The 18,811-nt window shown below is 30.8% G+C and carries 16 protein-coding genes; 10 read left to right on the top strand and 6 right to left on the bottom strand.

All coding sequences use genetic code 11. The features are described from left to right. Positions 1-4 precede the first annotated feature (4 nt). The 5 genes from GQS57_RS10900 (at position 5) to GQS57_RS10880 (ending at position 4,086) form a co-directional block, all read left to right on the top strand. Positions 5-1,141 (top strand): FAD-dependent monooxygenase, encoded by a 1,137-nt coding sequence (locus GQS57_RS10900; RefSeq protein WP_165732888.1) that lies wholly within the window; start codon positions 5-7, stop codon positions 1,139-1,141. A 3-nt stretch (positions 1,142-1,144) separates the two neighbouring features. After that, a complete protein-coding gene (locus tag GQS57_RS10895) occupies positions 1,145-1,363 on the top strand; it encodes a DUF6500 family protein (RefSeq protein ID WP_165732887.1) in 219 nt (72 codons plus the stop codon). A 118-nt stretch (positions 1,364-1,481) separates the two neighbouring features. After that, positions 1,482-2,258 (top strand): SDR family oxidoreductase, encoded by a 777-nt coding sequence (locus GQS57_RS10890; RefSeq protein WP_165732886.1) that lies wholly within the window; start codon positions 1,482-1,484, stop codon positions 2,256-2,258. A gap of 149 nt (positions 2,259-2,407) precedes the next feature. Next, on the top strand, positions 2,408-2,941 hold the full coding sequence (locus GQS57_RS10885) for a 3-hydroxyanthranilate 3,4-dioxygenase (protein ID WP_165732885.1): 534 nt from the start codon (positions 2,408-2,410) through the stop codon (positions 2,939-2,941). A gap of 62 nt (positions 2,942-3,003) precedes the next feature. Further along, positions 3,004-4,086, top strand: coding sequence for an amidohydrolase family protein (locus GQS57_RS10880; RefSeq protein ID WP_165732884.1), 1,083 nt, complete (start codon positions 3,004-3,006; stop codon positions 4,084-4,086). 69 nt (positions 4,087-4,155) lie between these two features. Here GQS57_RS10880 and GQS57_RS10875 read toward each other — a convergent pair whose 3' ends face one another. The 3 genes from GQS57_RS10875 to GQS57_RS10865 all read right to left on the bottom strand — a co-directional run bounded on the left by GQS57_RS10875 (position 4,156) and on the right by GQS57_RS10865 (position 6,506). After that, entirely contained in the window at positions 4,156-4,779 is a 624-nt protein-coding gene (locus tag GQS57_RS10875) for a M48 family metallopeptidase (RefSeq protein WP_165732883.1), read from the bottom strand. 24 nt (positions 4,780-4,803) lie between these two features. Beyond that, the gene (locus GQS57_RS10870) at positions 4,804-5,223 is read right to left on the bottom strand and encodes a DUF2141 domain-containing protein (RefSeq protein ID WP_165732882.1); all 420 of its coding nucleotides are present in this window, start codon (positions 5,221-5,223) and stop codon (positions 4,804-4,806) included. 392 nt (positions 5,224-5,615) lie between these two features. Then, positions 5,616-6,506, bottom strand: coding sequence for a hypothetical protein (locus GQS57_RS10865; protein ID WP_165732881.1), 891 nt, complete (start codon positions 6,504-6,506; stop codon positions 5,616-5,618). 142 nt (positions 6,507-6,648) lie between these two features. On the opposite strand from GQS57_RS10865, the gene GQS57_RS10860 reads away from it, so the two are divergent. From GQS57_RS10860 to GQS57_RS10850, 3 genes are read left to right on the top strand one after another with little or no spacing between them, the layout of a single operon-like run. Further along, on the top strand, positions 6,649-7,158 hold the full coding sequence (locus GQS57_RS10860; RefSeq protein WP_165732880.1) for an RNA polymerase sigma factor: 510 nt from the start codon (positions 6,649-6,651) through the stop codon (positions 7,156-7,158). A gap of 1 nt (position 7,159) precedes the next feature. Next, a complete protein-coding gene (locus GQS57_RS10855) occupies positions 7,160-8,092 on the top strand; it encodes a FecR family protein (RefSeq protein WP_165732879.1) in 933 nt (310 codons plus the stop codon). A gap of 5 nt (positions 8,093-8,097) precedes the next feature. Continuing rightward, positions 8,098-10,647 carry a carboxypeptidase-like regulatory domain-containing protein gene (locus GQS57_RS10850; RefSeq protein WP_165732878.1) on the top strand — a complete coding sequence of 850 codons (2,550 nt, stop codon included), beginning with the start codon at positions 8,098-8,100 and terminating at the stop codon, positions 10,645-10,647. 11 nt (positions 10,648-10,658) lie between these two features. On the opposite strand, the gene GQS57_RS10845 is transcribed toward GQS57_RS10850, so the two are convergent. Further along, on the bottom strand, positions 10,659-12,815 hold the full coding sequence (locus GQS57_RS10845; RefSeq protein WP_165732877.1) for a TonB-dependent receptor: 2,157 nt from the start codon (positions 12,813-12,815) through the stop codon (positions 10,659-10,661). Positions 12,816-13,266: 451 nt separating this feature from the next. Between GQS57_RS10845 and GQS57_RS10840 the strand changes: the two genes are divergently transcribed. After that, positions 13,267-14,793, top strand: a complete 1,527-nt coding sequence (locus GQS57_RS10840) for a hypothetical protein (RefSeq protein ID WP_165732876.1) — start codon at positions 13,267-13,269, stop codon at positions 14,791-14,793. A gap of 153 nt (positions 14,794-14,946) precedes the next feature. Further along, positions 14,947-16,677, top strand: a complete 1,731-nt coding sequence (locus tag GQS57_RS10835) for a cytochrome-c peroxidase (protein WP_240915464.1) — start codon at positions 14,947-14,949, stop codon at positions 16,675-16,677. 502 nt (positions 16,678-17,179) lie between these two features. Here the strand turns inward: GQS57_RS10835 and GQS57_RS10830 are convergent. Then, positions 17,180-17,488 (bottom strand): hypothetical protein, encoded by a 309-nt coding sequence (locus tag GQS57_RS10830; RefSeq protein ID WP_165732874.1) that lies wholly within the window; start codon positions 17,486-17,488, stop codon positions 17,180-17,182. Then, positions 17,489-18,784 carry an NAD(P)/FAD-dependent oxidoreductase gene (locus GQS57_RS10825; RefSeq protein WP_165732873.1) on the bottom strand — a complete coding sequence of 432 codons (1,296 nt, stop codon included), beginning with the start codon at positions 18,782-18,784 and terminating at the stop codon, positions 17,489-17,491. Positions 18,785-18,811: the final 27 nt, after the last annotated feature.

Here is an 18,811-nt window from a genome sequence, read left to right as displayed (position 1 = left end):
TGGTATGAAATATACAATTATTGGCGCAGGAATTGGTGGGTTGACGACAGCTTTGGCTTTTGAACAAAAAGGAATCGAATATCAAATTTTTGAAAAAGCACCTGTTTTAAATGAAGTCGGTGCCGGAATTTGGTTAGCGCCAAATGCATTGCAAGTTTTAGAGAGTTTAGGTGTTTTAGAAGATGTAATTGCCAACGGAAATTTTATTGATAGAATTACCATTGGCAAACAAGATTTATCGCCAATTTCAGATAGTAATCAAGATTTTATAAAGGATTTTTTTGGCTACACAACCGTTGCAATTCATAGAGCAGCGCTTCAAAAATTACTGTTTGATAAAATTCCGAAGGAGAAAATATTTTTAAATAAAGGATTTGAATCTTTTAAAGAAGTAGCAGCTAATAAAATTGAAATTACTTTTAATGATGCTTCTAAAACAACAACCAATTTTTTAATTGCTGCAGATGGCATCAACTCTAAAGTAAGACAACAATTATTTCCAGAAAGCAGGAAAAGGTATTCTGGTCAGACGTGTTGGAGAGGAATTACAAATATGGTTTTAGAAGACGATTTATTACATCAAGGGTTTGAGCTTTGGGGAAATACAATTAGATTCGGAATTTCTAAAGTTTCAAAAGATAAAACCTATTGGTTTGCAGTTGTTTTAGCAAAAGAGAATGAGCAAGTAGAGGTTCGTTTGGTAAAAGAGAAGTTGCTAAAAATGTTTTCTGAATTTGATCCTTTAATAACTGATTTAATTGCTGCAACAGATATTCATCAAATTATAAAAAGTGACATTCATGATTTAAAGCCGCTTAAAAAGTGGCATATAAATAATATTTGTTTAATTGGAGATGCAGGGCATGCCACTACTCCGAATATGGGACAAGGTGGTGCACAAGCAATTGAAGATGCGTATTATTTAAGCAATTTAATTGCTGAAAATAAAGATAAAAATATATTCGAATTGTTTCAACAAAAAAGGCAAAAGAAAGTCAGTTTAGTTGTAAATCAATCTTGGATGACCGGTAAAATGGCACATTGGAAATACGGTCAGGGTTTTCGGAATTTTATCTTAAAAAGTGTACCGAAAGCAATTATAAATAAGAAAATGATAGCGTTATATCAGCTACAAAAATAAGTTATGAATACAGAAATAAAAGAAAAAATAATAGCAGTTTGTGATGAAAAAATAGCTAAAAAAGGAACCAATGTTGGCTTGTCTTTTTATGCGTTTTTTAAGAATAAAAATGACAATCCGGTTTTGTTAATGGAAGTCGCTAAATGGTGGATTGAAACTTACAAATTGAACCATTTTGAAAAAGCAGTGAAGATTAAACAAATGGTTTTAGATAATAAATAGGAGACAAGAAGCAAGAGACAAAGGACTAAAGAACAAAGAATCAAGAGACAAGAGACAAATTACAGAGATTAAAAATGATATAATTCTCGATCTGCTCGACCAGACATAAACATAAGATATGAATTTAGGATTACAAAACAAAAACGCTTTAGTTTGCGGAAGCACACAAGGAATAGGAAAAGTAACTGCAATTTTATTAGCGGAAGAAGGCGTAAATGTTACTTTAATTGCTAGAAATGAAGAAAAATTAAAAGAGGTTTTAGCGGAGTTGCCAAATAAGAATCAAAAGCATAATTATTTGGTTGCAGATTTTTCGAATCCAGAAGAGCTACAAAAAGTTATAGAAAATACTGAATTAAAATTTCATATTCTAGTTAATAATACAGGAGGTCCAAAAAGTGGCGACTTAATTTCTGCAACTTCATCAGATTTAATAAATGCGTTTCAAATGCATGTTATTTGTAATCAAATTTTGGTACAAGCTTTTGTTCCGTTTATGAAAAAAGAAAAATTTGGTAGAATTATTAATGTAATTTCTACATCTGTAAAAGAGCCAATTCCTGGTTTAGGAGTTTCTAATACCATTAGAAATGCGGTTGGTAATTGGGCAAAAACGTTGTCTACAGAATTGGCAGCGTTCCAAATTACAGTAAATAATGTATTGCCTGGTTTTACAGATACTGCTCGTTTAGATCAAATTATTAAGATCAAAGCAAAAATTGAGCATACTACAGAAGCTAAAATGGAGCAAATTATGAAAAATTATGTGCCAGCAAAACGCTTTGCAAAACCCGAAGAAACTGCTGCGGCTGTTGTTTTTTTAACAAGTGAACAAGCAAGTTATATTAATGGAATTAACCTTCCTGTTGATGGAGGTAGAACCAAGAGTTTATAAAAGCCCTCCTCAATCCTCCCAAAGGGAGGAAGTTTAGTGTAGGAAAAGAATTATATTAGTAGAGTAAAATATATTATTAATAGAAGATTTCAAATTTCACCCAGTTTGGAGTTCCTTCCCTTTGGGAAGGTTAGGATGGGCTTTTTCATATGAGCAATTTAGTACAGCCTTTAAATTTTAAAAAGTGGATTGATGAACATCGTCATTTATTAAAACCACCCGTTGGTAATAAGCAGGTCTGGGATAATGGTGAGTATATTGTAATGGTTGTTGGTGGGCCAAATAACAGAAAAGATTATCATTATAATGAAACTCCTGAGTTTTTCTATCAGGTTGAAGGAGACATGATTTTAAAAATCATTGATGATAAAGGCAAGCAAATTGACGTAGAAATTAATGAAGGTGATATTTATTTGTTGCCAGGTAAAGTGCCACACTCGCCGCAAAGAAAAGAAAATACAGTTGGTTTGGTTATAGAATATCCGCGTTCGGAAGGGATGTTAGATGCTCTAGAATGGTATTGTGAAAACTGTGGAAACCAGTTGTATAGAGAAGAATTTGCATTGGGGAATATTGAAACAGATATGCCTGTTATTTTTGATAGGTATTATTCTGATAAACAAAAATGTACTTGTGATAATTGTGGTACAGTGATGGAAGCTCCGAAAAAAGTTGGCAGTTAATCAGTGGCAGTAAACAGAAAAACAGTTTTTAAATATTTTAATTTTCAATTTTTCAATAAAATATGAAACGCAAACTTCGCATTAACGGACACTCACATTTATTACCTTATCCAGAAGAAATTCCTCAGTTTATGAAGGAAAAAGAAATTTTTTGGGTAGATGATGAACGCAAACACATGTTGCAAAAAGGTTGGAAACGTCCTGTAACAGATTCTAGTTTTTTCTTAGATGAGAAACTATTATGGATGGAGAAAAACAAGTTAGATCATGCTGTTGTTTTAAATCTTTCTCAATTATACGGAAATGGTTTGCGTTTAGAAGAAATGAAAAAAGCATTGCGTTTTCAGAATGATTTTAATGCAAAAGTACAAAGAGAACATCCTTCTAAATTTACGTGCGGCTTTGTAATTCACCCAGGCTTTATTTACGGAGCTTTAGATGAAATGAAGCGTTGTGTAGAAGAATTAGGCTTAAAAGTATTATGCTTGCCAACACATTTTATGGATTCTATTGGGCAATGGCGTTGTGTGTTCGACGAAGAAAATGATCGCATTTTTGAATTGGCAGATAAATACAAATTGGCTATAGAAATTCACCCGTATGACGGTGATAAAATGATAAAATTAGAAAACATCAATTGGCGTTTTCACTTAATTTGGATGTTGGCACAATGTGGAGATGCCTATCATTTTTATACGTTAAATGGAATGCAAGAACGTTTTAAAAACATAAGAACGTGTTTTGCTCATGGTGGTCAATTAGCGCAAATGAATTTAGGAAGAAGGATTCAGGGTTTTGATGGAAGACCCGATTTGTTTGAAGGTAAAACGCATCCTAGAAAGGCTGTAGGACACAAAAACATCTTTTTTGACACGTTGGTGCATGATACAGATTCTTTGAAATTAATGTTTAAAAGACAAGGTACAAGTCAGGTTTTAATGGGCTTAGACGATCCGTATCCGTTAGGTGAAATGGAAAGTGATGCACAGTCTTCTTATCCTGGTAAAATTTTAGATTTAGCAGTTAATGAGAATATTATTACAGAAACAGAAAAAGGACAAATCTGGGAAGATAATGTGTTGCAATGGTTGTTTGGTAATGATGAGGTTGCGAAGCAAGAGTTGATAAAAAAGATACTCTCTTAATAAGTTGGCAGTTAACAGTTGCAGTATTCAGTCCATGATTAACTGAAAACTGAGACTGAAAACTGAATACTATTTTTCACATTGTTTTAAAACATTTTCAGCTCTTTCGAGCATAAATTTCGGATAAAACTCAATTTCGATTTTTTCTTTTTTGCCAAGCTCAATGGCACGTTTAATTTCTGTACAATATGGTTTTGTAGATTTTCCAAAAAAACGAGCAGACCCCATATTCCATTCTGCATTTCCTAAAATAACTCTTGGGTTATTGGGTGCAATTTGTAATGCTTTTGCATATAATTGACTCGTTTCTCCAGATAAAGTCATGCCGTATTTTTGTCCGTCAAAAGCAATATAACCTAGGTTTAATAGTGCTTGGGTAATTATAATTTCCGGATTATTTTCTGAATTTGATTTGGCTACATCTAAAAATTCTTGAGCCTTTGTTAATTTCGATTTTAAAACAGTTTCATCTTTTAAACCAAAGCTACTTAAAATCTCTACCGTTGCGGCATAATACGCTGGCATCCATTTTTTTGGTTCAGCCTTAGAGATTCTTTCAAATAATTGAGAAGCTTCCGTCATGTTTTCTTCTTGCCATAATCCGAATGCTTTTTGCATTCCTTTTTGATATTTTGTTTGCGCAGAAATCCCTGTCGCAATGAAAATTGCGATGATTAAAATAGTTTTTTTCATCTTATAAAGTTTTAGGTAGTTGGGTTATATTTTAATTTCAATTGTTTTGTTTGCTGTTAATTGAAATTTAGCATCATCGTATTTTGGAGGTCCCATAAAGCCTCTTGCGTTGTTAGAACATCCATAGTCTTCTTTAGGAATTTTAAACATGTTCGTATCCATTTTTTTGTTATCATTTTCATCATGAACAAAAGAAACAGCATATTCACCTTTTGGTAAATCTTTAAATATTACGACAGATTTTTTGTCTTTAATATTTACAGTATCTGCTTTAAATTGTTTTTTTAAGAAATGGTCTTTTTTGTTGTAAAGACCAACTAATAAAGTGCCTTTATCAGAATTTAAACCAGCAATATTAATGGTTAAATCTGCGGTTTCTTCTTGGGCATTGGTAGATAAGATTCCACTAAAAACGATGGCTAGTATTAAAAGTAATTTTTTCATAATTCTTTTTCTTTTTTATTGATACTTCAAATATCTGATGTTTCTACGTAAAATACACAAGAATAATACCGAATTGTTGTTTTTTATTTCTGAGTTGTAAAAAATACTTGTTTTTTATAAATAACAAAAAAAAAGGTTGTCTAAAAAAGTAATAAATATTGTCATGCTGAACTTGTTTCAGTGTCTTAATTTGCTGAATATCAAATTTTTTAAAAAAATATGAAATAAATTCAGATTGACAAAAATTCACTTTTTAGACAACCTCTGTTAGATGATGTATTTAAAGTTAATGACTCATTGCAAAAGAAGCAGCTTTCCCTATTTCTTTTAATTCTTTTAATACCACTTTAATCATTTTATTGAAGTCGAATTTTATTGGAGTTGTTTTCATTTTAGTTGTTTTTATAAAAGATTATATTATCTATTGCAGTTTGTGCGTTGGTGTTTCTAATTACTAATGTATAAGTACCTTTTGCTAAGCTTATATTTTCATTAAAGAGACTCCATCCTTCTGGGTTTGTGGTAGGAGATAAAGTAATTATTGGTTCTGATGTATAGTTTAAATCATCTTCAAAAATGAGAACTTCTAAATTATAATCTCCCCATTTAGAAAAATCTCCAGGTTTATAATATTGAAATTGAATACCTAAATTACCATTAGAGAAATCTTCTGTAAAAGTGATTTCTTTTTGAATGGCAGAAGTAAAATAACCTAGACAAGTACCCATGTTTGTTGCAACAAAGTTAGAGTTGTTACCTTCATAAGAATAAGTAAGCCAATCTGTAAAATCTTCTTTTTTACCCATGTAAACGGTACCACAGTGGTTTGTTTCTTCGGTAACATTTCGTAATTCTTTTCCAGCAGTGTAATTTCCAAAAATACTTGATGTAAAGCCTTCATTAGATTCTTCGAAATCTAAATTGTAAAGTACTTTAGCGTCACTTACGCTAAAAGAGATAGATTCTTCGGATGATAGATTGTTATTAGTTACAGTTAAAGTGAAGCTATAGTTTCCTTCTTCTAAATTTGTGATCGTAATGTCTTTTTTGTCGCTTTCAAAATCAGCAGAACCACCAGCAGTTTTTTCCCATAGAATAGTTTGTGTCTGATTTCCAGTTGCTGAAATTGTAGCATTTATTTTTACGCTATTCTTTGGTAAGAAAACCGTGTCTACAGCATCAATGGCTATAATAGGAGCGTTAAGAGATCCGTTTTCTTCTTCTGTATTTGTGCAGGAATAGGTTAAGAATATACAGAGTGCTAATAATGTTAGTTTTTTCATGATAATAAATAATTTTAGAATTGTTATTTGTAACTACTTTTGTTGACTTTAGTATTAAACGTTTTACTTTCAAAAAACCCTCCTTTTTATTTTTTGTAGGGTTTTATCAAGTTGAAACGTTTTATAAATAAGAATATATACTATGAAAGAATTGAAGTCCGTTTGTGATTCTAAAATTTTTGAAATACTCTATAACAAATATGCAGATGATGTTTATGGGTTTATGTTTTATAAATGTGGCAATAAAAATTTGGCAGAAGATTTTGTACAAGAATCTTTTGTAACAATGTGGTCTAACTGTAAAAAGGTGCTTTTTGAAAAAGCGAAAGCCTATTTATTTATGGTGGCTAATAATTTATTTATAAGTGATTATAGACATCAAAAAGTGGTTTTAGAACATCAGAAGATAATACCGAATGCTGTTACTGCAGAAACGCCAGAGTATGTGTTAGAGGAGCAAGAGTTTTTAAAAAAATTACAAACGGTTATTGGTAATTTATCAGAAAAACAAAGAGAAGTTTTTTTGATGAATAGAATTGATAAAAAGAAATACAAAGAAATTGCTGCAGAATTAGAGATTTCTGTAAAAACAGTAGAAAAAAGAATGAGTGCAGCTTTAAAGGAAATAAGAACGTATATAAAAGGAATTTAATATGGAAGCTATAGAAAAGTCTGAAACATTATTAGCCAAATGGGTTTCTGGAGAAATGACAGAGGAAGAACTTAGTGCGTTTGAAAAGTCTGAAGATTATCAATTATTTGTTAGAATTTCAGAAGAAGCCGCATTGTTTAAAAAACCAGAATTTAATAAAGAAGAAGTCTTCTCAAAAATAGTCAGTGAAATTACAGAAAACAAAAAGGTAATTTCTTTAAAGGCTGATAAAAAAAGCAAGGTTTTTAGTTTAAGGAAGTTAACGGCAGTTGCAGCAACTTTGCTATTGCTGGTAAGTACTTTCTATTTTTTAAATTTTAATACAGATGTAAATACTGGTTTCGGAGAAAGAAGAACCATTATTTTACCAGATAATTCTACCGTTATTTTAAATGCAAAATCTAGTTTATCTTATAATAAGAAGAATTGGAAACAAGATAGAACGCTAGAGTTAGAAGGTGAAGCTTATTTTAAAGTAGCAAAAGGAAGCAAGTTTCAGGTAAAAACTACCGAAGGAATTATTAGTGTTTTAGGGACTCAATTTACCGTTTTTGAAGAAGAGGATTTCTTAAGTGTTACATGTTTTGAAGGAAAAGTAAAAGTAGAAAGAAAGAATGTTGAAATTATATTGACTAAGGGAAAAACGTTTTCACAATATAAAGATTCTGTTCCGTTAAAACTGGGTACTAAGAAAGTGAATCCAGATTGGTTAAAACAAGAAAGTTCTTTTGTGAGTGCGCCATTGTTGGTTGTTTTAAAATCGATAGAAAAACAGTATAATATTAAAATGATAAATTTAGAATTAAAAAAGGACCAACTTTATACAGGTAGCTTTGTGCATACGAATTTAGAACAAGCTTTAGAGGCTGTTTTATTACCGATGAATATAAGTTATACCATTTCTGATGATAAAAAAAATGTTACTTTAAAATAGAGGCTTTGCAAAAAAACATCTTACTTTTCTTCTTAATTTTAGCATTAAATACTTTTTCTCAAACAGATATGCAACAAGCTATTCCTCTAAAGAAAGTATTTACAAGTATTGAAACAAAGTTTAATGTAAAGTTTGCTTATGCAAACCACTTAATACAAGACAAAAGTATTTTGTTCGATTTTGAAAAAAAATCACTTTTAGAAATAATTTCAGAATTAAAAAGAGCAATTCATTTAGATATTAAAGAAATAAGTAAAAATAGATTTCTAATTGTTTTACCTCCAAAGGAGATTACTATTTGTGGAGAATTACAAAATGCGAACAACATTGCAGAGAAACTTAGAGGAGCTTCCATAAAAATAAAAGGGACAAATATTGGGGTGCTTTCAAATAACGAAGGTAAATTTAGTTTTAAAAATATAGAAACATCCGCTGTTTTAGAAGTCTCTTTTATTGGTTTTAAAACGAAATATATTAGTGTTCGTAATTTTCTTTTTGAAGACTGCATATTCATACCCATGCTTGAAGAGGCTACTTTTTTAGAAGAAGTAATTATTACAAACTATTTAACAAATTCAATTTCTAAAACAATCGATGGAGCTATCGTATTTAGACCTAAAAACAAAAATGTATTTCCAGGGCTTACAGAACCAGATATTTTACAAAGTGTACAACAATTACCTGGTATTTTAAATGTTGATGAAACTGCTTCTGGTTTGCATGTTCGTGGCGGGACACCAGATCAAAATTTAATACTTTTCGATGGAATTAAATTGTTTAATACAGGTCATTTCTTCGGCGCAATTTCTGCATTAAATCCATATATAATCGATAAAGTTACGGTGTACAGAACAGCTTCTAATAGTAAATACGGAAATCATATTGCAGGAGTTGTAGATGTAGAAACATCATCAGAGATTGCAACTAAAATGTCTGGTTCTGCTGGTTTTAATTTTACGCATGTAGACGCAAATATTAAAGTGCCAATTCATAAAAAAGTGAGTGTAATTGTTTCTGTTAGAAGATCTATTTCAGATATTGTGAGAACACCTACAATAGATAAATTATCTAACAAAGCTTTTCAATATTCTTCGGTAACAGAAGATGCTAAAGATGCCAAAGACTTTAATGTTATTAGCGATAATAATTTTAAGTTTATAGATTACAATTTAAAAATAAATTACAAACCAACAGCAAATGATTTTTTATCTATAAGTCAAATAGGTATTTTAAATAATTTCGATTATAATTTTTTAAACTTAGATTTAAAAGAAGATAGATCGGACGATTTAAGATTAAACAACCTTGGTTATAGTACAACCTGGAAAAGAAAATGGACAGATAAACTTTCTCAAAATTTTAATGTAAATTACTCTCAGTACAATTTAAACTATAATAATCAAAAAGTTTCTAATGATGAAGAATATGCTAAAATAGCAAAGAGAAACGATGTCGCTAACTTTGAAGTTAAATTAGATTTTTTACAAAAAATAAAAAATTTTCAACAAATGACATATGGATATCAATACGGATATCAGGATATTTCTTACTTTTTGGAAAGAGAAAATAGCAACCAGTTTTATGGAACTAAATTAACATTAGATACCAATAGTAATAATATTCACACCCTGTTTAGTGAGTATTCGTATAGTTTTAAGAAAAAGTATGTATTAAAAGCAGGTGTTCGTGGTAACTATTTTAGTTCTATTGATAGATATACTATAGAGCCTAGAGTTTTTATGCAAATAAAAGTTTTACCTAGATTTTGGATGAATAGTTCTTTTGAAGTAAAACAACAAAACACGAGTAAATTATTAGAATTTGATACCATAGATTTTGGATTGGAAAATCAACTTTGGGCATTGTCTAACAATAAAGAAATCCCTTTGCTAGAAAGTAATCAGTTTACTTTTGGTGCTTTGTATTCTGCAAATAATTTTACAGTTGATGTAGATTTATATAGACGAAAAATAAAAGGATTAACAACTTTAACAACGGGTTTTGATAGTTTTATTCAAGAAATTTATACTGGTGAAGCTATTACTCTTGGTTTAGATTTACTGATAAAAAAAACATGGCATAACTTTGATACTTGGGTAAGTTATAATACTGGTAGTTCTAACTTTACTTTTAGTGATCTTAATGGAGGAAAAGAGTTTAGTGGTAATTTTGATGTTTCTCAGTCTTTTTATTGGTCGAATAATTTTAAATATAAAAGCTTTACTTTCTCTACAGGCTTTAGTTACAGGGTTGGTATTCCTTTTTCTTCTGTAGAAGGACGAAATGATAATTTTGAAATTCTTAGAAAAGGAATTAATGATGCTAGGCTACCAGATTACCATCGATTAGATTTTTCTAGTGCTTATGATTTTAAACTGAATAAAAAAATAAAAGGGAAAGTAGGGGTGTCTTTATTAAATATTTATAACCAAGGTAATATTTTAAAAAGAGAGTACGAAAGTAAAATAACACCAGATAAAAGTGCTGTCTTAGTGAAAAATGATACAAAATCTCAAGGTTTTACTCCGAATTTCTTTTTTAGAGTTTCATTTTAAAAACCTTTTGTTTACAAATTATCTAACTGATTTGTCTTTTTATTATCGCTAATTGTCCAGAAGAAACCTACAAAAAAGAAGCTATCTGCATTTGGTATAACGGCTTGTCTCTCGAAATTTCCATTTGGTTCTGCGGTGTTTTTATAGTTGTAACCAAATACATTCTGAGTTCCTAAAACATTGTTTACGGAGAAATATAAAATCTTTTGTTGATCTATTAAATATGCCCAATTTAAGCTTAACGAATTGTAATTTTTAGTCTGATTATTTAAAAAACCTGCTTCATTTGGGTTGGTATAATTTCTGCCAGAAGCAAAATTATAGCTAAAACCAATTTGACTTTTCCAATCAGCTATCCAATGTTTAGCCACAACAGATAAATTATGTTTTGAGGCAAAATTAGGAGTTGCAGCAGTTGGGTAATTTCTATAATCTCTTTCGGTGTCTAAATACGAGTAAGAAACCCAATAATCTGTGTTTTTTATTTTAGCATCTTGTCTCCAGAAAACATCAAATCCTTTGGCATACCCATTTCCGTTATTGTTAAAGTTACTGGTGTAAATTGGTTGGTTGTTATCATATTTGACCAAGTCTTTGTAGTCTTTATAATAAGCTTCGATTCTAAAAATTTGACCTTGTTTTGTATGTTGATAATTGGCAATTAAATGTGAGGTGTTTTCAGCTTTAAAATCTTGATTAAATTTTAAATATTCGTTTTTAGGATTTTGATAAAACTGACCGTAAGCCAAAGAGAACTGTGCGTTTTTATTTACTTTATAGGCAATAGAAGCTCTTGGAGAAATGGTGAATTCGGTTAACAATTCTGAGTTTTCTGCACGAATTCCGATTTTTGTTGCGAGGTTTTTAGAAAAGAAAATATCTGTTTCTACAAACGAAGCAAAGATGTTATTGTTAAATCCATATTCTATTTCATTGCTATTATTAGCGGTGTAAGATTCTTTAAAATCGGTCATAAAATATTCTGACCCAAAACTGATTTTAAATCGGTTAGAAACCTGTTTTTTAAGTTTTACTTTAAAGTGCATCGAGTTTTCATTATCTGTAACTAAATCGTCAATAATTTTAAGGTTAGAATGATCATTTGTAAAACTAAACCCAGTTTCTATTCTCCAATTATCGCCAAATTTGTTCTTGTAGGAAGTATTAAAGTAGAGGTTTCTATTTTTTAGTCCGAAACGAAATCCATTCACAAAATTAATATCATCTTGTATAACATCAAAATCAGTATAACTAAAGGCGCCATATAGTTTTAGTAAAGATTCATTCTTAAATTTATGTCTATACACCATTTCTCCACTTAAAGATTGTACCGGTTTTTTCCATGTATTTCTATCAGGAAAGGCTTCTTGATAAGGTGCTAAATTAATGTAAGAAGTATTTACACTAAATGAATTGTTTCCCCAAATTTGAGTGTTTCCAACACCTAAACCTAACGTCATAAAAGACAAATCAGTTTTTTCTTCTGTAGGTTCATCAATAGTATTTAATTGTAAAACGCTAGACAATGCTTGTCCGTATTCTGCAGAATAACCACCAGTAGAAAAAGAAATTCCTTTAAATAAGAAAGGAGAAAAGCGTCCACGAGTTGGAGTGTTTCTTGCACTGGGAGTATAAGGTGTAAAAACACGAATTCCATCAACAAAAATCTGAGTTTCTTCCGCTTCACCACCGCGCACAAATAACCGACCGTCTTCATCTACGGTTGAAGTTCCAGGAAGTGTCTGCAAAGCGCCCATAACATCGCCCAAAGCACTTGCTGTGGTAACAATGTCTAATGGTTTAAGTACGGTTACTTTTGCTTTTTCTCCTGCTTCAAAAGTTCCAGCGTTTATAACTACAGCATCTAAAGAATTTACATCATCTCTTAATTTAATTTTTAAATTTTTGAGAGATGAAACATCTGCAGTTTTTATAAAAGTTTCAAAAGAAATAAAAGAGATGATTAGGGTTTGTATTCCTTTTTCATTGGTTTTAAAAGTGAATTCTCCTAGTTCATTCGTTGAAGTTCCATCGTAAGTGCCATCTAAATAAACATTCGCTCCATTGATAGGATTGTTTTTAGAATCTGTTACTTTTCCGGAAATGGTGGTTTGTGCAATTATTGAAAATTGACAGCTTAATAATATTAAAAGTAGAACATGTTTCATCTTGATTGTTTTGGTGCTACAAAGATGTGGTGTTCTTCAGTTTAAAAATAAAAGCAAATACCGAGTTGTAATTTTTAAATGATGAGTTGTAAAATTTTTATAAAAGAAGTACAACTGTTTTTAATTTTCGAAATAAATGCTTTTTAAATGTGAAGAATATCTTTTTTTAGAAATTTTAGAAAGCCTTTTGTGTTCTTCATATCTATGCTGTTTTAATTTATTGAAAATGAGTAGTCCACCTTAGGTAGGCTTTGTCATGAAGCGATTAGCGTTTATCTTTTCTTTATGTTTACTTAATGTGATAGCTTCAATTTTAGCTATCCGTTAATATTTAATTAATGTTTTTAACAGTAAGGTTACTCAAGATTAAGGGAACAGTAATGCTTAGTTAATATTTGAGAAGGCTTCAAAAGATATTTTTGTAATCAATTAATTAACCTTTATAAATTAAATGATGAACAAGTACTTTAAATTATTTTTATTCCTTTTTGTTGTAACCTCTGTAAGTGCAGTTTTTACTAGTTGTAATCCTGAAGATGGTGTGGATGGTATTGACGGTGTTGATGGCATTAATGGATCGGACGGTGAAGATGGTGAGGATTTTACACCTTCTCCAGAAATGTTTTCTAATAAATCTTCTTTAGCTCCTTTAGTAACAATAAATTCAGACTTTAGTTCAGTGGAAGCTTTTTCTTTAATAAGTTCTACAGATGTACTTTCTAACGGTTTCCGTTTAGTTGGTGCGCAAGACGGTGCGGGATTTTTAAAAGATGGAGACGAGTACATCTATGTTGTGAATGCAGAAGATGATCATGCTGTTTCTAGAATTCGTTTTGATAAAGACCTGAATCCTATTAAAGGAGATTGGTTATTAAATAATGGCGTTTCAGATTTTGCTAGACAATGTTCTGGAACCATGTGGGAAGCGGCAATTCACGGTGGCGATAAAGACATCTTTTTATCGGCTTCAGAGAGTCTTTCTTACGATGTAAAAGGTATCGACCCTTGGGTTGAAACACCTACACCTACGGCAGATTTTGGTTTAGATGCTTTAGGTGAATTCTCTTGGGAAAATGCAGTGCCTTTGCCACAAGGAGCATATGCTGGTAAAACAGTAATTGTTGGTGGTGATGATGATTCTAGTGGCTCTGAAGGACAGGTTGTTATGTATGTTTCTGAAAACGGTGATGCCGATTTGGAAAACGGGAAAATATATGTTTTAAGATTTAAACAAGTGTCTGATGGTGCTGGTGGAACAATAGATGTTACAGCGAATACTGTTTACAACGAAGGAAGTTTAGATTTCTCTAAATCGTATGATGTAGAATTTGTTGAAATTGTTGATGGAGCTAGTTTAACTAAAAACGAAATGGAAACAGCTTGTACAAATGTATTTGCTTCTCAGTTTATGCGTGTAGAAGATGTAGATTACAAAAAAGGTAGCGATGCGGATGCAAGAGAGGTGTTTTTTGCTGTAACTGGTAGAGGACCTGGCAAAGGAACTTATAATGATTGGGGTACTGTTTATAAAATGGAATTAGATGCAACCAACCCATTAGAAGGTAAGTTAACTCAAATTATTAGTGGTAATACAGATACTAATAATAAAGATGGTAATGTATCAGAATTACAAAGTCCAGATAATATTTGTGTAACAGAGAACTTTATTTATACGCAAGAAGATCCAAACTCTTTTTCTAGAAATCATGCAGCTCAAATTTATCAAAGTGATTTAAATGGGAACAATACTAAAGTTGTTTTAGCTTTAAAAATTGAAAATAACTTAGATCCAAAAGGTTCAACTGGTTTTTCTGGTGAATTTGGTGCATTAACAGATATTTCTGATAAAGTTGGAGTTCCAGATACTTTTATTTTAAACTTACAACCACATTATTGGGAAAGTGATGCTTTTGTTTCAAGCAGTTTGCCACATAACCAAGGTGGACAAATTGTTTTATTAAAAGGATTGGCAAGATAATACACAAACTATATTTTTAATACTAAGAATCTTCATTTTTACAATGAAGATTCTTTCATTTTTAGAACTTTCAACATGTTTAAATATTTTAAATCGTTATTTTTTTTATTAACTGGTGTTCTTTTGATATCTTGTAATCAGGACAAAAAAGAAATGATTCCTATCGTTAATTGGTCTTCTGCCCAAGAGTACTACGCTCAAAATTTAGCTGTTGCTTTACTGTATATCGATAGCTTAGAAGTTGCAGGGATGCATGGCGAAAAATCAAAAAAGTATTTTGAATTATCTAGAGCTGCATTTAAGAAAGCAGAACCTTATGCATCTTATTTAAACCCAGAAGTTGGACACAGAGCTAATGGACCAGCCTTACCAATTTATAAGGAAGATACTGGTAAAATAATAAAACCAGTAGGGTATCAAAAAATAGAAGAAAGTATTTTTGATGATGAAACGTCAGAAGCAGACTTCAAACAAGAATTGTATGTGCAAAAAGGTATGTTGTCTAACCTAAAAAAAGGAATTAAAAAACGTCCATTAAATCCGCAACGTTTTTTTATAGCAACACATCAACAACTTTTAAGAATTGTAAGTTTAGCTATTTCAGGTTTCGATACCCCTGTGAGTCATTTAGGAATTAAAGAAACGATTATTTCTTTAGAAAGTTTGCAAACCGTCTATGAGCAAACAATACAGGGTGTTGTAACAGAGAAAAATAAGGAGTTAGACGCTGCTTTTAACAGTAATATTGAAAGTGCTATTTCGTTTATTAAAAAAAATGAAGATTTTGATACGTTTGACCGTTTTACATTTACTAGAGATTACATGAATTCAATTACTAGAAATTGGGTTGAAATAAGAAAAGCGAGTTCACTTTGGGAACCGATTAATACAACGCCTTTTAATTTTGATGCGCCTACCTTTTTTGAAGATAATAGCTTTAATCTAAATTATTTTACGCCAGCGATCAATCAAAATCCAACCGATAAACAAATAGCTTTAGGTCAAAAATTATTTTCGGATCCTAAACTTTCTAAAAATGGAAAGATGGCTTGTGTAACGTGTCATTTACAAGACAAAGGTTATGCAGATAATGTTGCGTTTAATTTTGATAATCAGGGGAATCCTTTGCAAAGAAATACACCAACACTTATCAATACAGCTTTTCAACAAAGTTTCTTTTTAGATGGAAGGTCAAATACATTAATAGATCAAATTTCAGCTGTATTTACAAACGATAAAGAGTTTAATTCTAATGTACATAAATTTTCTGATGCTATTTTAAAAGATTCCACGTATACGGCTCTTTTTAAAGATGCTTTTGGTAAAGTGTCCTCTAATAATACCGATGTTATAAAAGCAATTTCATCTTATGTTTCCACTTTAAATGGTTTTAATTCTAAATTTGATAAAAATATGAGAGGAGAAGAAAACAATTTTTCTGATGAAGAAAAACTTGGATACAATTTATTTATGGGAAAAGCTTTGTGTGCTACTTGCCATTTTATGCCATTAACAAATGGTACAGTACCTCCATTTTTTACAGAGACTGAAAAAGAAGTTATTGGAGTTCCTGAAACTGCAGAAAATAAAGAATTAGATGATGATTTAGGATTTTATTGGAGCTTTAAAGAAGACCTGCATAAAGGAATGTTTAAAACACCTTCTATTAGAAATGTAGCATTAACTGCTCCTTACATGCACAACGGTGTTTACAATACTTTAGAGGAAGTAGTAGAGTTTTATAACCTTGGTGGTGGTGGCGGATTAGGTTTTGATTTAGAGTACCAAACCTTACCTTTTGATGAACTGAACTTAACTGCAGAAGAACAAGACGCCATAGTAGCTTTTATGAAAACGTTAACGGAAACACTTGATGAAAACTAAGAAGAGTCTAAATAGTAATTAAGTGTGTTTTATTTGTTTATATCTTCTTTAGATTCCTTTTTTGATTGATCAAAAGAACTTTCTAAAGAAGATTTTTTTTGCAATAGCACTTGGTATTAAATGCGAATGTTTTCTTTCGAAATTTTATCAGTATTTATCTTTTTGAAGATAGTAGAATACAAATCCGCTTGCAAAATAAAGAAGAATATCAATAATATCCGTGGTATATCTTGCTAAGTATTTAGGGAAAATAAATTCGAATAAAAGACTATACATAAAACAAACGTATAGAATTATAGGGAAACTCAACGTGTAACTTTTATTGTTTTTAGACCATTTTAAAATTTGTAAACAGATGAATAAAACAATCGGAATGATTAAAAAATCATTCACATAAAAACTAATGAATTTAGGTAAAGGAACGGAGAAATATTGAAGAAAATAGATGGTGGTTCCTGTCAATAAAGAAATTAAAAAATAATAAAAGAGTATTTTTTTCATTTTATCCGGCAGCAACCATTGCAATAAACCAAGCCAAACCAGCACCAATAATACTAACAATAGTAAAGGCAGAATATAAAATCCAACCGGTAATTTTATATAAAATATTAGGATGTTTTTTTAATCTTTCTGTTAAATTGGGGTTTTCTCTTTCATGAATAACCTTGTCAATTTCATTTTGTTTTACAATATCGGCTTTGAGTTCTCTTTTCTTTTGATGAGAAATTAGGGTGTTGCAGTTTGTGCAATATTCTTTATTGGTGTTAAAAACCCCACAGTTCGGACACTTTATGATTCTTTTTTCTGCCATTTATTTTCTAAAACTAAAGCTGTTTTTATTTTTATAAGGTCTAATAATTAATCGGGTCTCTCTATCGAAACGAATATAATTATATACCCAATTTAGAAATACAATGGCTTTGTTTCTAAAACCTATTAAAGAAAATAAGTGGACAAACATCCAAACAAACCAAGCAAAAACTCCTTGAAATTTCCAGTTTTTTAAATCTACAACGGCTTTATTACGTCCAATAGTTGCCATAGAGCCTTTGTCTTTATATACAAATACTTCTTGTTTTTTATTGAAGAGTTTTGCCAATATGTTTTTTGCAACTAACCGACCTTGTTGAATAGCAGGTTGGGCCATCATTGGGTGTCCGAAAGGAGTTTTTTCTGAAGACATACAAGCAACATCGCCAATGGCATACACATTTGGGTGCCCTAAAACTTGATTGTATTCATTTACTTTTATTCTAGCGGCTCTTTCAATAACACATTCAGTGTTTAGGCCATCAATCATTTGTCCTTTTACGCCAGCAGCCCAAATAACAGTTTCTGCCTTAAAATGATCTTCTCCATTTGTGGTAACTGTTTTTCCATCATAATCTAAAACACGTAAATTTTTCCAAACATTTACACCTAGTTTTATCAGAAAATCTTCTGCTTTTTCAGAAGATTTTGCACTCATTCCTTTTAACAAACAATCAGAACTTTGTATTAAGTTTATTTGCATTTGACGGATATCTAAATCAGGATAATCTTTAGGTAAGATTCCTTTTTTCATCTCTGCCAAAGCACCAGCTAATTCTACACCTGTTGGTCCACCACCAACAATAACAAAATTCATTAAAGCGTTTCTTTCTTCAATATTAGAGGTTAATAAAGCTTCTTCGAAGTTCTCTAAAATTAGACTTCTAATATTTAAAGACTGCGGAATGGACTTCATTTCCATCGTGTATTTTTGGATATTTGTATTTCCAAAAAAGTTGGTTGTAGAACCCGTAGCAATAATTAATTCATCATATTCTAGGTTTCCAATAGCAGTTTCAATAGTATTGTTTTCTTGATTTATTTTTTCTACTTCTGTTAATCTAAAATAGAAATTTTCCACATCGTTAAAACGTTTTCTTAAAGGGAAGGCAATAGAATCTGGTTCTAAGCCACCTGTTGCAACCTGATATAATAACGGTTGAAATGTATGGTAATTGTGTTTATCAATTAACACAACCTGCAGTTCTTGCTCTTCTAAACCTCTAGCTGCCGCTAAACCTGCAAAACCACCACCAATAATTACAACTCTTGGAAAACTAGTTTGTGGTATGTTCATATAGTATATTTTAAATCAAAAATACAA

The sequence above is a fragment of the Polaribacter sp. 20A6 genome (assembly GCF_011378915.1).
GTDB lineage: Bacteria > Bacteroidota > Bacteroidia > Flavobacteriales > Flavobacteriaceae > Polaribacter > Polaribacter sejongensis.
This window is presented reverse-complemented; position numbering and strand designations above follow the sequence as displayed.

Excerpts from the sequence above, each read along its gene's own strand:
- GQS57_RS10900 (WP_165732888.1), top strand. The coding sequence starts at position 5 with ATGAAATATACAATTATTGGCGCAGGAATTGGTGGGTTGACGACAGCT.
- GQS57_RS10895 (WP_165732887.1), top strand. The coding sequence starts at position 1,145 with ATGAATACAGAAATAAAAGAAAAAATAATAGCAGTTTGTGATGAAAAA.
- GQS57_RS10890 (WP_165732886.1), top strand. The coding sequence starts at position 1,482 with ATGAATTTAGGATTACAAAACAAAAACGCTTTAGTTTGCGGAAGCACA.
- GQS57_RS10885 (WP_165732885.1), top strand. The coding sequence starts at position 2,408 with ATGAGCAATTTAGTACAGCCTTTAAATTTTAAAAAGTGGATTGATGAA.
- GQS57_RS10880 (WP_165732884.1), top strand. The coding sequence starts at position 3,004 with ATGAAACGCAAACTTCGCATTAACGGACACTCACATTTATTACCTTAT.
- GQS57_RS10875 (WP_165732883.1), bottom strand. The coding sequence starts at position 4,779 with ATGAAAAAAACTATTTTAATCATCGCAATTTTCATTGCGACAGGGATT.
- GQS57_RS10870 (WP_165732882.1), bottom strand. The coding sequence starts at position 5,223 with ATGAAAAAATTACTTTTAATACTAGCCATCGTTTTTAGTGGAATCTTA.
- GQS57_RS10865 (WP_165732881.1), bottom strand. The coding sequence starts at position 6,506 with ATGAAAAAACTAACATTATTAGCACTCTGTATATTCTTAACCTATTCC.
- GQS57_RS10860 (WP_165732880.1), top strand. The coding sequence starts at position 6,649 with ATGAAAGAATTGAAGTCCGTTTGTGATTCTAAAATTTTTGAAATACTC.
- GQS57_RS10855 (WP_165732879.1), top strand. The coding sequence starts at position 7,160 with ATGGAAGCTATAGAAAAGTCTGAAACATTATTAGCCAAATGGGTTTCT.
- GQS57_RS10845 (WP_165732877.1), bottom strand. The coding sequence starts at position 12,815 with ATGAAACATGTTCTACTTTTAATATTATTAAGCTGTCAATTTTCAATA.
- GQS57_RS10840 (WP_165732876.1), top strand. The coding sequence starts at position 13,267 with ATGATGAACAAGTACTTTAAATTATTTTTATTCCTTTTTGTTGTAACC.
- GQS57_RS10835 (WP_240915464.1), top strand. The coding sequence starts at position 14,947 with ATGATTCCTATCGTTAATTGGTCTTCTGCCCAAGAGTACTACGCTCAA.
- GQS57_RS10830 (WP_165732874.1), bottom strand. The coding sequence starts at position 17,488 with ATGGCAGAAAAAAGAATCATAAAGTGTCCGAACTGTGGGGTTTTTAAC.
- GQS57_RS10825 (WP_165732873.1), bottom strand. The coding sequence starts at position 18,784 with ATGAACATACCACAAACTAGTTTTCCAAGAGTTGTAATTATTGGTGGT.